Origin of the sequence: Grimontia hollisae CIP 101886, assembly GCF_000176515.1 — a bacterium.
Lineage (GTDB): Bacteria > Pseudomonadota > Gammaproteobacteria > Enterobacterales > Vibrionaceae > Enterovibrio > Enterovibrio hollisae.
Map to the genome: position 1 here is coordinate 672,750 of NZ_ADAQ01000011.1, position 15,352 is coordinate 688,101.

General features: G+C 50.7%; 12 protein-coding genes. 8 read left to right on the forward strand and 4 right to left on the reverse strand.

Features of this window, described 5'->3' with window-relative positions:
- Positions 1 to 23: 23 nt before the first annotated feature.
- Together VHA_RS09420 and hdhA are read left to right on the forward strand one after the other, a co-directional pair.
- Positions 24 to 1,277, forward strand: coding sequence for a D-amino acid dehydrogenase (locus tag VHA_RS09420; protein ID WP_005503812.1), 1,254 nt, complete (start codon positions 24 to 26; stop codon positions 1,275 to 1,277).
- Between the two features lie 141 nt (positions 1,278 to 1,418).
- Positions 1,419 to 2,186, forward strand: a complete 768-nt coding sequence (gene hdhA / locus VHA_RS09425) for a 7-alpha-hydroxysteroid dehydrogenase (RefSeq protein ID WP_005503813.1) — start codon at positions 1,419 to 1,421, stop codon at positions 2,184 to 2,186.
- 134 nt (positions 2,187 to 2,320) lie between these two features.
- Here the strand turns inward: hdhA and VHA_RS09430 are convergent, their stop codons facing one another.
- Together VHA_RS09430 and VHA_RS09435 are read right to left on the reverse strand one after the other, a co-directional pair.
- Positions 2,321 to 2,854, reverse strand: coding sequence for an SRPBCC family protein (locus VHA_RS09430; RefSeq protein WP_005503814.1), 534 nt, complete (start codon positions 2,852 to 2,854; stop codon positions 2,321 to 2,323).
- Positions 2,855 to 2,960: 106 nt separating this feature from the next.
- On the reverse strand, positions 2,961 to 4,202 hold the full coding sequence (locus VHA_RS09435; protein ID WP_005503815.1) for a polyhydroxyalkanoate depolymerase: 1,242 nt from the start codon (positions 4,200 to 4,202) through the stop codon (positions 2,961 to 2,963).
- 269 nt (positions 4,203 to 4,471) lie between these two features.
- Here VHA_RS09435 and dctP point away from each other — a divergent pair, with 269 nt between their 5' ends.
- The 6 genes from dctP (at position 4,472) to yjjX (ending at position 12,631) form a co-directional block, all read left to right on the forward strand.
- A complete protein-coding gene (gene dctP / locus VHA_RS09440) occupies positions 4,472 to 6,601 on the forward strand; it encodes a TRAP transporter substrate-binding protein DctP (protein WP_005503816.1) in 2,130 nt (709 codons plus the stop codon).
- Positions 6,601 to 9,027 carry an ATP-binding protein gene (locus tag VHA_RS09445; protein WP_005503817.1) on the forward strand — a complete coding sequence of 809 codons (2,427 nt, stop codon included), beginning with the start codon at positions 6,601 to 6,603 and terminating at the stop codon, positions 9,025 to 9,027. The genes dctP and VHA_RS09445 overlap by 1 nt, the downstream gene beginning before the upstream one ends.
- Positions 9,027 to 9,410 (forward strand): response regulator, encoded by a 384-nt coding sequence (locus VHA_RS09450; protein WP_005503818.1) that lies wholly within the window; start codon positions 9,027 to 9,029, stop codon positions 9,408 to 9,410. The genes VHA_RS09445 and VHA_RS09450 overlap by 1 nt, the downstream gene beginning before the upstream one ends.
- Positions 9,407 to 11,080 carry a GGDEF domain-containing response regulator gene (locus tag VHA_RS09455; protein ID WP_005503819.1) on the forward strand — a complete coding sequence of 558 codons (1,674 nt, stop codon included), beginning with the start codon at positions 9,407 to 9,409 and terminating at the stop codon, positions 11,078 to 11,080. Before VHA_RS09450 ends, VHA_RS09455 begins: the two co-directional genes overlap by 4 nt.
- Positions 11,081 to 11,250: 170 nt before the next feature.
- Complete coding sequence (locus tag VHA_RS09460; RefSeq protein WP_005503822.1) at positions 11,251 to 12,111, forward strand: sterol desaturase family protein; 861 nt, start codon at positions 11,251 to 11,253, stop codon at positions 12,109 to 12,111.
- Positions 12,104 to 12,631: an inosine/xanthosine triphosphatase gene (yjjX, locus tag VHA_RS09465; RefSeq protein ID WP_005503823.1), complete on the forward strand. Its 528-nt coding sequence runs from the start codon at positions 12,104 to 12,106 to the stop codon at positions 12,629 to 12,631. Before VHA_RS09460 ends, yjjX begins: the two co-directional genes overlap by 8 nt.
- A gap of 139 nt (positions 12,632 to 12,770) precedes the next feature.
- Here yjjX and trpR read toward each other — a convergent pair whose 3' ends face one another.
- Both trpR and sltY read right to left on the reverse strand, forming a co-directional pair.
- Entirely contained in the window at positions 12,771 to 13,064 is a 294-nt protein-coding gene (gene trpR, locus VHA_RS09470) for a trp operon repressor (RefSeq protein ID WP_005503824.1), read from the reverse strand.
- Positions 13,065 to 13,140: 76 nt separating this feature from the next.
- Positions 13,141 to 15,066, reverse strand: coding sequence for a murein transglycosylase (gene sltY, locus VHA_RS09475; protein WP_226926515.1), 1,926 nt, complete (start codon positions 15,064 to 15,066; stop codon positions 13,141 to 13,143).
- Between the last annotated feature and the right edge of the window lie 286 nt (positions 15,067 to 15,352).

The window sequence follows — 15,352 nt, forward strand, 5'->3', positions numbered from 1 at the left end:
CATTAATGACAGGGAGAGCAAACATGAAAGCATTGGTGTTGGGAAGTGGTGTGGTTGGCCTGATGAGCGCCTGGTATTTACAGCAGGCAGGCTATCAAGTCACGGTTGTGGATCGTCAGTCAAAAGCCGGCGAGGAAACCAGTTTCGCCAATGCCGGGCAAATCTCCTATGGCTACTCATCCCCCTGGGCTGCGCCGGGTATTCCACAAAAAGCAGTGCGTTGGCTGCTCGAAGAACATGCGCCGCTGAAAGTGAAACCGTCCCTCGACCCGCAGCTTATTAAGTGGGCGACACAAATGCTGTCAAACTGTCAGCTTGATCGCTACAAGATCAATAAATCCCGCATGCTGGGCATTGCCAACCACAGCCGAGAGTGCCTGATCGCGCTTCGCGACAAACACAATATTGAATATCAGGGTCGCCAGAAAGGCACGCTGCAAATCTTCCGCAATGAAAAACAGCTTGATGCAGTGGAAAAAGACATCGCCCTGCTGGAGCAAAGCGGCACCCGTTACCAGCGCATGACGGTCGAAGACTGCATTAAGCAGGAGCCAGGACTTGCCGCAGTAAGCCATAAGCTCACCGGTGGTCTGTACCTGCCAGATGATGAAACCGGGGATTGCTACCTGTTTTGCCAGCAAATGACCGAACTTGCCAAAGCCCACGGTGTAACATTTATGTTCGACACCGAGGTAAAAAACGTAAAACGCGAAGGCACCCGCATAGTCAGCGTGGTGACAGACAAAGGCGAGCTGGAAGCTGATGCTTACGTTGTCGCTATGGGCAGCTATTCCACCCGATTTATGGCAGATCTTGGTCTCAGCATCCCGGTTTATCCGGTAAAAGGCTACTCACTGACGGTGCCAATCACTGACGAAACACAAGCGCCGACGTCCACCGTGATGGATGAGACCTACAAAGTCGCGCTGACCCGCTTTGACGATCGTATCCGTGTTGCAGGCACCGCAGAGCTGGCAGGCTTCGACCCATCAATCCCGGAAAAGCGCAAAGCGACGATTTCCATGGTGGTCAAAGACTTGTTCCCAAACAGCGGGGATTTCGACAAGGCAGAGTTCTGGACGGGATTTCGGCCAATGACGCCAGACGGCACACCGCTGATCGGTAAAACGCCCTTTAGCAACCTGTTCACCAACACCGGACACGGCACATTGGGCTGGACCATGGCCTGTGGTTCCGGTCACCTACTGGCGCAAATCATCGGTAACAACATCACCAGCAATGTCGAAGGATTGGATTACTTCCGCTACGCCAGTTAACACTTCATTAACTTAACTCATTAATATATCGCGGTTTTTATAAGCCGCTATGCATTATTTAATCTTGTATCAAGAAAGAACCAGCGTTAAGTTGTAGGTGCAACTAGGCTCATTCCATCTTAACTGAAGGAGGACAGTCCCTTGTCTATTCTTGATCAATTCAGCCTTAAAGATCAGGTAGCTATCGTGACCGGTGCAGCAGCAGGCATTGGCCGCCGTATCGCAGAAGTGTTTGCCGAAGCCGGTGCCAAGGTTGTGGTCAGTGACCTGAATCTGGACGCCGCCAACGAGGTGGCTTCTGCCATCAACGCCACTGGGCAACACGCCATTGCCGTGGCCTGCAATGTGACCAAAGAAGACGATCGCATTGCGCTGGTAGAGCAGGCAATTACTGCTTTCGGAAAAGTCACAATCCTTGCCAACAACGCCGGGGGCGGCGGTCCCAAGCCGTTTGACATGCCAATGTCTGATTTTGAATGGGCATACCAGCTCAATGTCTTCGCCCCATTCCGTCTGATGCAGCTTTGCGCGCCGGAAATGGAAAAAGCCGGGGGCGGTGCTGTGCTGAACATCAGCTCCATGGCGGGAGAAAACAAAAACTGGATGATGGCTTCTTATGGCTCATCAAAAGCAGCGGTTAACCACCTGACCCGTAACGTGGCTTTTGACCTTGGCAGCAAAGGCATCCGCGTCAATGCCATCGCACCGGGCGCCATCCGCACCGCCGCTCTTGAGAAAGTGCTGACACCGGAGATCGAAAGCGCGATGCTGAAACACACGCCGCTTGGGCGTCTTGGCAAAACTGACGACATTGCCATGGCCGCACTGTTTCTATGCTCGCCAGCGGCGGCATGGGTGAGCGGTCAGGTACTGACAGTGAGCGGTGGCGGTTCGCAAGAACTGAGCTGACAGGATCCATGTCAGGTTACGTGTAAAGTTATCCCCTTCCTCGCCTTTCCCTTTAAAAGACAATGCGCCAAGACAGGTTTGTTATCGACGCCTTTGAAAAAGGAAGGCCGGGATGGGGTTAGATTGGGTGAGCGCTACTTTTCCATTTCTGTTTTCAGGTTATCCAGCCCGGCTTTGTAGAGGCCAGAGATTGCGGCAATCGCAGCAGCATCATTGAGGTTTTCCGGCGGATCATTGTTAGGGTAGCCACGGTAGAAACCCGCATTCCAGGTCACCACACTCTTATCGCCCTCCGGCTTCACCTTGATCGTGGATTGGTAATTGGTAACAGGCAACAAGGCCGTATTGTTTTTGGTGATTTTGTATTTGATCATCATGGCATCAGCGTTGTAGCGTTTGATCTCTTCCGTCACACTTTGATCGCCCACATACACCACACGAACCGCACCTTTTTCGGTTGGATTTCCCGATTCCATAACAACTTTAGTAACCGGTGGCAGCCAGGAAAGACTGTCAAACGCGCCCACCGTTTCCCACACCTTGTCTGCCGATGCATTAATGGTGACAGACTCGGAGACTTTAAGTCTTGATGGCCCATGGGCATTGGCCGTAGATATACCAACAAAGCCTGTCAGCATCACGATGACGGGAAGTATTTTTCGTAACATTCGCTGTTCCTTCTCTAACCGTTTCGTTTCTTTATAACGACGATCAGGAAGGAACAGAATCACGCCTGAAGCAAAAGTGTTTTCCCCACCGGCAGACGAAAATAGGCTATGCCGCCTTCACCACCTTTGGATTGTACTTTTTGATAAAACCTTTGATTTTAGGCGCTATGGCTTCCCGGTAACGGCGGCCATTGAAGATGCCGTAATGCCCCACGCCCTTCTGCTCATAATGGACTTTTTTCGATGCCGACAGCCTGGTACAAAGATCCAGTGCCGCGGAGGTTTGCCCACGTCCTGTGATGTCATCTAGCTCACCTTCAATGGTCAACATAGCGGTGCGGGTGATGGCACCCAAATCGATAGGTTCCCCACGGTACAGCATGGTTTTGTTGGGAAGCTTGTGTTCGAGGAACACCTTGCGAATGGTGTCAAGGTAATAGTGGGCAGGCAAATCCATCACCGCGAGATACTCGTTATAGAACTTTCTGTGCGCTTCGGCATTCTCCCCATCCCCTTTCACCAGATCACCAAAAAACGTAAAGTGCTTTTGCACATGGGTATCCAGGTTCATCGACATAAAACCGGATAATTGAACGAAGCCGGGATAAACAAGCTGTCCTGCCCCTTGGTACTGTTCCGGCACAGTACAAATCACGTTGGACTCAAACCATTCCAAATCCTTACCGCTGGCATAATCGTTCACGTCAGTCGGATTGATGCGGGTATCTATCGGCCCACCCATCAAGGTTATGGTCGTCGGTACAGCAGGATTATTCTTTGCCGACATCAAAGCGGTGGCTACCATCAGTGGCACACAGGGCTGACAAACAGCAATGGCATGGGTGTCCGGCCCCAGCAGTTCCAAAAACTCCACCAGATAATCCACATAATCATCAAAATGGAACTCCCCTTGCGATAACGGCACATCGCGAACGTTTCGCCAGTCTGTCACATACACATCATGATCCGGCAGAAAAGCGTCGATGGTGCCCCGCAGCAAAGTGGCAAAGTGGCCGGAAAGTGGTGCCACAAACAAGACTTTAGGCTGGTTAGGTTGGGCTTTGCTGCGGCGAAAATGCAGCAGGTTACAAAAAGGCTTATTGGCAATGACATTGTATTGGATTGCCAGCTTTTCGCCATTGATGACCGTGGTATCCAGCTCCCAGGCAGGCTCGTCATAGCAATCTGTGAGGCGTTCCACCAGCTCCATAGACGCATCCAGTGTGCGGGTAACGGAAGATGTCCGTAGGATATTCCATGGTGCTGCATTCACATCTCGGATGAATTTCACCCAAGAGTTCAGTGGTTTAATGGCATCCATGTAAGTCGCATTCAGTTGGTAAAGCATACATCACCCCTTCATCTGACTAAGGGTGATTTCACTGTCGCCATGGGTTAATGACTAACCACCCATTTACATACTAGCCCAGATCTCACTGTTCACAGGTTTGCGACACGGGATGCACCTGCCATGCAGGAAATATATGGAAACACCAGCCAGCAACAATTTATACCGTACCGCGTTCAATTCTCCTCACTGGAAAAACACCTGTCTCATTTCTAATCTTTGATAAAAGATTGAACAACTTCCAGTACGCAACCATCAGAGGGTATGGGATGAAAAACATCGCCGTGGGGAAATACACCTTCACCCTGATCACGCTGTTGATATTATTAACAGGTTGCGATGGTCAAACGAAACCGGGCTCAAACACGCCAGAAGCACTGCCTACCAAGCACAGATTAACCATTGCGTTATCCTCTACTTCCGCCGCTGCCGAATATGAAGCCGTCAACTATTTTGCGTCACTGATAGAAAAACAATCCGACGGACAACTTGTCCTCAATGTGCTGAACGGCAAAGCAACATTGGGCCAGCGTGAACGGGTTGCTGCACTAAAGAAAGGGGACATTGATTTCACCGTCGTCCCCAGCGCCAAGGTGTCGCACCTGTATCCGGGCATTGAGCTGTTTGATCTGCCTTTTTTCTTCACCGAACATCATCAAGTTCGACGTGTCTACGCCAGTAACGCCAGCCGCCAAATGCTGGCCAAACTTCAGGATTACGGCCTAGTTGGGCTGGCTTTCTGGGACGGTGGATTCAAGCAACTCGTCACCAACGCCCCCCTCAGCAGCAAAGATCAGTTTCTGAACAAACGCTTCAGGATCGTGGAAAGTACCGTGCTTCGTGAGCAGTTCAAGAGCTGGGGCGGGCTTACCCTACCCATTTCAACAGCAAGGGTCAGCGAAGCCTATGCCAATGGGGATTTAGATGGCGAGGAAATGACGCTGTCCCAACTGTCCGCCCATCGGAGGTCAAATCTGCAGGTGAATTTGACCCGCCATGGGCACCAAACGCTTCTGCTGATGATGTCTGCCAAAACGAAAAACAGACTTCCCAAACAGCTGATTCATATTATCGACAGTGCCGCGAAGACTGCATCAACGTTCCAGTACGATATCGCGTACCAGAAAGAAAAACTGGCACTGCTCAGCCTGAGGGAAGACGGTGTCATCAATGTCCCCTCCAACGCACTGCTGGCCTGGATGAAAACCGCCTCTGCCCATGTGATTGAGCACCAGAGAATGCAGTTTGGCACTGCGATGCTAGAGCAAGTCATTCAGGCAAAAACAGACTGGGAAAACCTCCCTCCGGACAACCTGATTGTTGCCCTTGATGCCGACATGTTTGGCAGCGCTGCCTTATCAGGACTGGCTATCCGCCGAGGTATTGAACTCGCCTTAGAAGAGATTAACCAGCAAGGCGGTATTCTCGGAAAGGAAGTCCGGCTGATGGTCAGAAACAACTCCATGGTTCCTTCCCGTGGCCTCGACAACATTGCGCTGCTCTCCAAGCTCCCCAATGTGCTTGCGGTATTCAGCGGCATCAGCAGCCCTGTGGTATTGGCCGAGCTCAATCTTCTGCATGAGAAAAAAATGCTGATGCTTGTCCCCTGGGCTGCAGCAACCCCAATTGTCAGTAATGGATATGCCCCCAATTTTGTTTTTCGTGTCTCAGTAAGAGACGAATATGCCGCGCAGTTTTTACTTGAAGGTGCCTTAAAAGCGTCTGACAAAGTGGGTTTTTTCTTAGTCAATAACGGCTGGGGACGCAGCAATTTCGAGGGGCTTTCAAAGGAGATGGAAAAACGAAAATACCAGCCGACAGGAGTCCAGTGGTTCGACTGGGGAGAAAAGAACATGGAAACCAAAATACGAAACCTGATTAACAGAGGTGCCAAGGCCATTATTTTTGTGGGAAATGCCGTGGAAGGAGAAAAATTTGTGACGGCATTAGCCAGGTATGAAAATCCTCCGGTGGTTTATTCCCACTGGGGGATCACCGGCTCAACGTTTGCAGAACGCTCTGCCAATGCCCTAGAAAAGATAGATCTTCGGGTATTACAAACCTTTTCCTTTATCGGCAATGACAACCCTGCCGCTAAAGCATTAATGGCGCGCTACCACGACCGCTATGGCACGACGAAAGGCACAGATATCTTTGCCCCATCCGGCACCGCGCATGCTTACGACCTGATGCACATGCTGGCCATCGCAGCCAACAAGGCCGGTTCAACGGACATGGCTGCGATACAAAAGGAAATGACCCAGCTTGAGTATTACCAAGGGGTGATGAAAACCTATCGCTCTCCGTTTAAAGGCACCCAGGATGCGCTGACTAAGGATGACTACCTGTTTGCGTTTTATAAAAACGGTACGTTACATCCTCTGGAGTCCTCTCGCTGATGTCGGCCAACCAAAGCATCTCAACACGCTTTTCACAACTTATCCTGTCACTTTTGGTGATCTTTTTGTTGTTGGTTGTAGGGGCAACAACGGTGATAGAGCTGTTTCGGATTCAGCGCCAGCTCGAACAGGATCTGAATGCCGATGCCTCCAATACGTTACAGTTACTCAACTTTCAACTTTCAACACAGCAACGTGCTGTCTCACGCACAGCACAAAGCCAGTTATCAATTAACAGCCTGATTGATATTAATGGTGGCGGTTACTACTTCGAACATGCTCTTGAAGATCTCACCTTGCATACTGCCATTGAAGAGGCTCACCTCTTCGATTACGCCGGAAATTTCCTTTCCCAAAGCGCTCAACCGGCCGATTGGTTTAATGCCCTGATGGTCTCAAATACCCTGTCGATGGGAACCGGTGAAATCATGCTCCAAAATGACAATTTCTACATTGTTGAGCCCATTGTCTATTACGGTGCCGTGCAAGGAGGAATTATCGCAAGAGTCAACATGGCGGCCCTCACGGCCCCAGTGTTGGAAAGTATCGGCCACAACTACCAAATCGTAATCAATGAGAGCTGGATGGTATCAGGTGGCGACATGACGAAACCGGGCATTCAGGTATCACAACAACCACCCGACGGACTGATGATAAGCCCGTTTGGTATTTCCGTTACACTCAGCGAACCCTATTCCGCCCTGCTGAAAGAAACTTTATCCTGGCTGACCAGCTTCAGCATTCTGGCCCTGATTGCCCTGATACCTGCTGTCGTTATCACCCGTCGCCTTGGAAACAAGATGGCATGGCCAATTGTCGCGTTGGCAAGAGAAGTTAAAGAAGGACATTATCCTATCAACACACTGCAGGCTGATAAGGAGATCGCCACACTGGCTGATGCCTTCAACCAGGCGACACAGGAAATAAACCGTATCAATGAACAGAACATCAAAGAGGAGCGCCTCTCAGGCCAAAGCCAGGTACAGGCCATCGTTGACACTGTTGTAGACAGCATTATTACGATTGATGCCCATGGCTACATCGCCACCTTCAACCCCGCCGCAGAAGGCCTTTTCGGTTATCGCGCAACAGAAGTAATTGGCCAGAAAATCAATATATTGATGCCTCCCCCCTTTGCCAGCGAGCATGACAGTTACCTCGAAAATTTTATGAATGGCAAACAGGCAAAAATTATCGGGATCGGTCGTGAAGTGGTTGGCATGAGAAAAGATGGGTCTATCTTTCCCGCTGAATTGTCTGTCAGTGAAATGCGGGTCTCAGGGAACCCCATGTTCACTGGCATCATTCGTGACATCACGTCGCGTAAAAAAGACGAAGCCATGAAGAATGAATTCGTTGCGACCGTCAGCCATGAACTGCGCACCCCCTTAACCTCTATCCGTGGAGCGCTCGGGATCATCCTCGGAAAATTCAGCGGGGAGTTACCGGATAAGACCCAGAAAATGCTGACCCTGGCACTGCGTAACTGTGAACGTCTGACCTTGCTTATCAACGACATCCTCGATATCGAAAAGCTGGAATCCGGCGCCATGCTATATCACTTTAACCGTTGCAACCTCTACTCCATCATTGCCCGCTCTATCGAAGACAATACCGGGTATGCCAAACATCACCAGATCACAGTCACCTTTGAGAGCGACACCGAAACAGCCTATATCAACGCTGATTCCACGCGCATGCAACAGGTGATGGCTAATTTACTGTCTAATGCTATTAAATACTCTAAGTCCGGCGGAGAGGTTAACGTCACGTTGGAGAACAACGGGAGCAGTTTTCGCGTTGAGATCACAGATCACGGCGCCGGTATTCCCCCCGAGTTTCATGAACACCTTTTTACCCGCTTCTCTCAGGCTGACAGCTCAGACACTCGCCGTGTAGGCGGGACAGGATTAGGGTTAGCCATCGCAAAATCCATCATTGAGGCACATAAAGGACAACTGCACTTTTTTTCTGTCCCCAAACAGGGCGCAACGTTTTTCTTCACCGTACCGAATGAGAACCACGCAGCGGAAAAGATAAGGCCAGAAGGCACCATCACGTTCAATGCACAACAAATCCTTTTTATTGGTACAGATGACACACTGCTGGCAATGCTCAGAACACAGTTCAGTCACCATGCAGATATTGTAGGGGTTGATACCCTCTCTCAAGCCAAACACGCAATGACGCAACAGACCTTTGATGTCGCCTTCGTTGAATATCCCTTTGTTGAATCAGTGAAAAATCCCTTGGATCATCTGCAGAACAAGCAGATACCCACGGTATTACTCACCGATCAGGAGATAGATATCTCACTGCCCGATATTGTGATGGCCTGTTACGAAAAACAAACACTTAACTTTAACCGACTCAAGTCAGAACTCCGTCTTATAATTAAGAAAAAAGTTCCCAGAAAGGCAATGTGATGGATAAACCAATAACCGTGCTTTACGTGGAAGATGACGAAGACATCCGCGACATTGCCGAAATGGCACTGGAAGACGAAGGCTTCGTCTTGCTGCCCTGTGTGAGTGGCAATGAGGCCATCGAAAAGGCGGCACTCTCGGCCCCGGATTTGATATTGCTGGACGTAATGATGCCGGACATGGATGGCCCCACCACGTTGAAATACCTCAGGGAAATACCACACCTTGAAAGCACACCGGCGATTTTCATGACAGCAAAAGTGCAATCCTCTGAAATGGCGGAATACTATGACTGCGGTGCCATCGGCGTAATCAGCAAGCCGTTTGATCCTATGTCACTGGCAGAAGACATTAGAAACCTCATGGCAGGGCACAGTGTATGAGACCATCCCAGATAAAAAAGTTTCAGAACCAGCAAGCCAAGTTTGCCCGGGGAGTGACCAAACGGACCGATCGGATCAAAACTTTATGGCAAAAAATCCAATACCCTGACGATCCCCACAGTAATGCACTTGAAGCGCTGTTGATAGAAACCCACAAGCTGGCTGGCACCGCCGCCACCCTTGGGTTTGTCGACCTTGGCGAATGTAGCCGTGATATTGAAGTCTTGCTGAAACCGCATATCGAAGACAACGGTTTACCTATTCATCCAAAGAAAGCCAGCCATATCACCCGACTGGTTAACAGTATGGATGACATTGCGAAAATCGAACCTAACTACCCGGAAAATCTCACCTATGGCGAAGTCAACCTGATCCATGAGCAAGAACGCGCCAGGCAACGTATCTATGTGGTCGCCGAAACCCCTGCCAATGCCAGGGAAATGGCAGAGCAACTGCAATATATCGATTACGACGTACTGCTTCTGGACAGCGCCGAGGCGCTCAAAGAGGCACTCGACCAGGTACTGCCTTCCGTCCTGATTGTGGATTTGGACGACTTCACCCTGCTTGATGCCGTCACCAGGGTGTGGCGAAAAAGCAGCGGTATTCCGCTGGTGGTGTTGAGTGCCAATGATTGCTGGGAATGTCGTCTCCAGGCAGCACGTGCAGGGGCATTTACCTTCTTCCAAAAGCCGGTGGAATACGATGACATACTGAGCATTCTCGACTCGCTTTGGGACACCCACAACGAGCAGTACCGGGTGCTGATTGTGGAGGATGACCACATACTGGCGGAACATTACGCAACAGTGCTGCAAGGCGCTGGTATAAAAACCAGCGTTGTCAGCCATCCGGAGCACCTGCTGAATGCGCTTAGTGAATTCCAACCCGATCTGGTGCTGATGGATTTGTACATGCCGACCTGCTCCGGAGTGGAAGCAGCAAGTGTGATACGCCAGCATGCCGTACACACCAATGTGCCTATTGTGTACCTTTCCGGCGAAACAGATCTGAAACTACAGATGAAAGCCTTACAGGTCGGGGCTGATGACTTCCTCACCAAGCCCATCAATGACCTCCACCTGGCCCAGGCTGTCTCTATCCGGGTACGCCGGTTCCGTGCATTAAGTGCAATGATGGACAGGGACAGCCTGACCGGATTATTGAATCACTCCAACCTGAAAATGGCGCTTGAACGGGAACTGTCCCGTGCGTGCCGGCATAAAAAACCGATAAGCTTTGTGATGATTGATATTGACCACTTTAAATCAATCAATGACCAGTACGGCCACCCGGTTGGTGACAAAGTGATTAAAGGGGTAGCCCGTCTGCTCAACTACCGTTTCCGAAAAACCGATACCAGTGCCCGCTACGGCGGTGAAGAATTTGCTCTGATCTTGCCTGACACTCCAGCAGACATCGCCCTGCGCCTGATTGATGAATTCCGTAACACCTTCTCAAAAACACCGTTTTCCAATGGCCCAGAAACATTCTACGCCACACTCAGCGCCGGGATAGCCACTTTTCCGGAGTTTGACACCGTCGAGGCACTGATAGAGGCTGCAGATTCCTCCCTATATCTGGCGAAAAAACAGGGCCGGAACCGTGTCGTCACCCATGTTGAGCTGACGTGTCTCCAAGAAGGCTTAGATAGCAACCAGACCCAATAGCGCAAAAATGAAAAACGAACTTCTCTGATGGGGAATGGGCTCCGCATTCACTGCGCATGTCGGCAATATCGCTGTCAAAATCACCAACACTACGGACGAAAGTGCCCGTTTTGTTTTCCGTTCCTGTATCTGTGTTAAGCTGCCCAATATATCCAAACGCAGGTACATCCGTGCTAAGTTTTATTGAATCACACGAAGCTGTTTTCAGGCTGTTAACCTTTCTTATCCTTTTTGGTGTGATGGCAGGTGCCGAATGGTGGTTTCCCAAACGTATCCTGACGGTCAGTAAGGCAAAGCGCTGGTTGAATAACCTTGCACTGACGATGCTAAATACCGCCGCCGTCCGCCTCATTTTCCCAGTGGCGGCAGCCAGTTTTGCTGCCTGGTGCACACACCAGGACATTGGCCTTTTTAATCGGATTTCACTCCCTCTCTGGCTGTCAGCCATCCTCAGTGTGGTATTGCTGGATGGCCTGATCTGGTTCCAGCACAAACTGTTCCATACTGTTCCGGTATTGTGGCGGCTTCACGCCGTTCATCACGCCGATCGCGATCTGGATGTGACCTCCGGCGCCCGTTTCCACCCGCTCGAAATCCTGCTTTCCATGGTCATCAAATTTGCTGCCATCGCAATACTGGGGGTGCCAGCGGTGGCGGTGATCCTGTTTGAAGTCATTTTAAGCGGCATGGCGCTATTCAACCACGCCAATGTCGCCCTGCCCCTTTCTGTTGATCGCTGGCTGAGGAAAGTAGTTGTGACGCCTGACATGCACCGGGTGCACCACTCTATCCATCGTTACGAGAGCGATTCCAACTTCGGCTTTAATCTTGCTGTCTGGGACAGGTTGTTTAACACTTACCGCGCACAGCCCAAAGACGGCCACGACGGCATGACCATTGGCATAAAAAGCCAGCGGGAAGAAAAACATGTGGTGTGGCTGACAGGTTTGCTAGTGCTGCCTTTTCGGCTATTCAGCCATTCCCCGAAAAACGGACAACACGCAAAATCAGGACAACAATCCCATGACTAAAGTGATCGTCACGTCATTGAATCCGGCCAAAATCGCCGCCGTTGAAGCTGCTTTCAAAGACGTGTTTCCCAACAATGACATGACCTTCGAAGGCGTGTCAGTACCCAGCGGTGTTGCCGACCAGCCCATGACCAGCGAAGAGACGCTGGCAGGCGCACGTAACCGTGTTCATAACGCCAAACAGGTCATAGACGGCAACTTCTATGTCGGTGTCGAAGCAGGTTTAGACGCCCCTTACACGTTTGCCTGGGTGGTGGTGGAATCAGCCAACCGGGTGGGTGAGTCACGTTCAGCGTCAGTTCCCCTGCCACCGGCCGCCCTGAAAATGCTGGAAGAAGGAAAAGAGCTTGGCGATGTGATGGATGAAATGTTCAATGAACAGAACGTAAAACAGAAAGGCGGGGCTATTGGCATGTTAACCGGTCACCTGCTGACCCGAAGTTCAGTCTACCATCAGGCGCTGATCCTGGCCTTGATTCCCTTTATGAATCCGGGGTTGTTTCCAACGGAAGAGCACTAATAGACCTCAAGGGTCCTGGGTCCTGGGTCCTGGGTCCTGCAGACGACATTGAATAAAAAAGCGACACTGCTAATAGACAGTTGCCGCATTTTTCTTTTCCCTAGGACCTGCTTTTCCTAGGGCCTTCTCTTCCTGCACTTTACTTGTCCAACAGCTTCTGCAACCATTGCTTTTGCGCATCATCCAGTTGTTTCAGCTCGTTCGACCCGCGTGTGATAGTGGCGATGCCCACACCCAGCATCTGGCTGAGTTGGCGTTGGCTCATGTCCCCTTTCAGTAACTCATTAACGATGTTTACCCGTGCGATCAACGCATTACGTTCGTCTTGGGTCAGCAGCATTTTCAGCAATTCAGCTTCGCGCCCGGTTTCACTTGCTCTGTGGATCAAATCCAGCACGTCTTGCCAGTTCGAATACTCCGGCGTTGCTTTCATGGTCACCTCATGGGGATCAGGTTTACTCAACCTGCGCATTATACCCCATCTACGTCAGAGTCTTAGCTTTCGTGTGCTAATAGCGACGGTTGGCCTCACTTTCTGTCAGAAACTGCAATGGCAACCCTAGCAGCTTCCGGTAGTAAATGTCATACATCAACACATTCTGGACGTAACCACGGGTCTCCCGGAAGGGAATCGCTTCAATAAACGCAATGGCATCGAGATTACCGCCAGATTCTTCCAACCAGCGCCTGACGCGGTGTGGGCCAGCATTGTACCCAGCAAATGCCAGGATACGGTTCTGGTCAAACTCATCTAGCAGCATACGCAAATAACCACTGCCGAGGCGGATGTTGACCCCTGGATCGTGCAGGGTCGGTATCCCCAAGTAGCGAACACCCAGTTTTTGGGACGTTTCTTGGGCGGTAGCCGGCATCAGTTGCATCAGGCCACGGGCCCCCACCGGAGACACTGCACCAGTGTAAAAGGCACTTTCCTGACGAGAGAGAGCCAGCAATGTCGTCAGGGGCAACTCACGCTCTTTGCTGAAAAACTCAAACCACCAACGGTGTGCAACGGGGAAGCGATACTCCAGGTGCTCCCAAAGCTTACCGGCAATCGTCGCCTGCACAGACAAGTGATACCACCGCTTATCAGACGCATAAGCCGCAAGATTTGCTTTCTGTGCCAGATTGGCACGCTGGAGCATGTAATGCCATTCCCGTTTAGCGGCAGTCAGCTTGTCCTGCTTTAACAGTTCACCGACGCGCATCAGGGCATCATTAAATGGCGCAAGGACATCAACATTCAAGGGCGTAGTTTGATAGGGAATATCGATAGGCCGGTCCAGCTGTCTGGCAGCAGCAACGCTGTAAAAATTACGCGCCCCCAGCATAGATTCAAACAAAGCATTCGCTTGCGACGTTTTGCCTTGTGCTAATAACACTCGCCCTTGCCAGTAACGCCACTTCAGTTGAGCGCGTTGTTTCTCAGGCATCACCGCCATCCAGCGGCCGACTTCATCCCAGTCCGCTTCTACCAGACTCGCCCTTACCCGGCGTTCAAGCAGGGATGGGTTCACCGACTGCTTAAGCTGCTTGTCCCGCCATGCAGCCAGTGTGTTGTCATCAGTGGACATCAAACGGCCGGCGAGATAATCCGCCATCTTCTGACGCTCATGGCTGTCGTAATGTTGCCCTTCCACCGTGCGCGTAAACTGCCTGACGGCTTCTTCGGGATCACTGTTGGCCAGGCGCTCAAAACTGATTTTGGTCAGATGGCGGTTGAACGCCGTCACTTTGCTTTTTTTGGAAAAGTCCGCCACGCCCTGTGGTTTGTCATACAGCGCGATCACATCTTTAGCCTGGCGCTTGGCGGATGCGCTGCCCAATGTCTTTTCAAGATAACGCATCAGGGTGCTATTTCGCTTCTCAAACGCCAGCAGCATGCGTTCCAGGATCAGGTTATCGGTCAGCTTGCCGTTATCATCGAGGTATTCAAAGAGTTTGTCACATGCGCTGTCAACCGAAGAGCCTGACAGGTAGAGGGATTTTGCCCCGGAAAGCGCCAGCGCCTTATCTCCAGCCTGACTGTGGGCATAATAATAATGGCACTGATAACTTTCACCACGCGGTACATTCTGTTGGAAAGCCAACAACTGCGACCATTTCCCCTTTGATGCCAACGCACTGATATACCGAGCCCTGACCGTGCTGGTAAAAGGCAAGTCTTGATATTTCGCCAAAAACGCATTCACCTCTTCGCTGCTGACATTGTTAATGTCACGCATGAAATCGCGATAGTCGAGATACGGATAAAGCGGGTAATCAGTAACGTCGGACTTCAAACGGGAAAAGGTGGCTAAATCATTTCTTTCAATAGCGGCTATGGCTTTTTCATAACGGGTGCGCTGCTCATCAACCGAGAGCGCAGATGCCGGCGCAATGCTGCCAAGAAGCAACGCCACACCGATGGGCACTGAACGGTAAATTCTATCCACTGACTTTTTATACACTTCTTCGTTATTGGTTTTTCTAAAAGGTCCTGATGACCTTTGCGGTTAGGGTAAAGCTTCTTATACCTAATGTGCCTGATTCGACCGGAATTTAGGGGTATCCCCCGTCAAATAACCCATCCTTTTATGTTTCCTCCCTGAAGCACGGACAAAAAGTAACAATCCGGACATTAGGTATAGGATATTGAAACACAGCTCTCTCCCTTTTGTTTATCTTCCTGGCAAATGGTTCCCAAAAACTATACTTCAACCACATCCAGTGAGTACTGAG

Bases quoted from the DNA above. Each gene is read 5' to 3' on its own strand.
- yjjX (WP_005503823.1), top strand. From the start codon at position 12,104: ATGACTAAAGTGATCGTCACGTCATTGAATCCGGCCAAAATCGCCGCC.
- VHA_RS09420 (WP_005503812.1), top strand. From the start codon at position 24: ATGAAAGCATTGGTGTTGGGAAGTGGTGTGGTTGGCCTGATGAGCGCC.
- trpR (WP_005503824.1), bottom strand. From the start codon at position 13,064: ATGAAAGCAACGCCGGAGTATTCGAACTGGCAAGACGTGCTGGATTTG.
- VHA_RS09450 (WP_005503818.1), top strand. From the start codon at position 9,027: ATGGATAAACCAATAACCGTGCTTTACGTGGAAGATGACGAAGACATC.
- VHA_RS09430 (WP_005503814.1), bottom strand. From the start codon at position 2,854: ATGTTACGAAAAATACTTCCCGTCATCGTGATGCTGACAGGCTTTGTT.
- VHA_RS09445 (WP_005503817.1), top strand. From the start codon at position 6,601: ATGTCGGCCAACCAAAGCATCTCAACACGCTTTTCACAACTTATCCTG.
- dctP (WP_005503816.1), top strand. From the start codon at position 4,472: ATGAAAAACATCGCCGTGGGGAAATACACCTTCACCCTGATCACGCTG.
- VHA_RS09455 (WP_005503819.1), top strand. From the start codon at position 9,407: ATGAGACCATCCCAGATAAAAAAGTTTCAGAACCAGCAAGCCAAGTTT.
- VHA_RS09435 (WP_005503815.1), bottom strand. From the start codon at position 4,202: ATGCTTTACCAACTGAATGCGACTTACATGGATGCCATTAAACCACTG.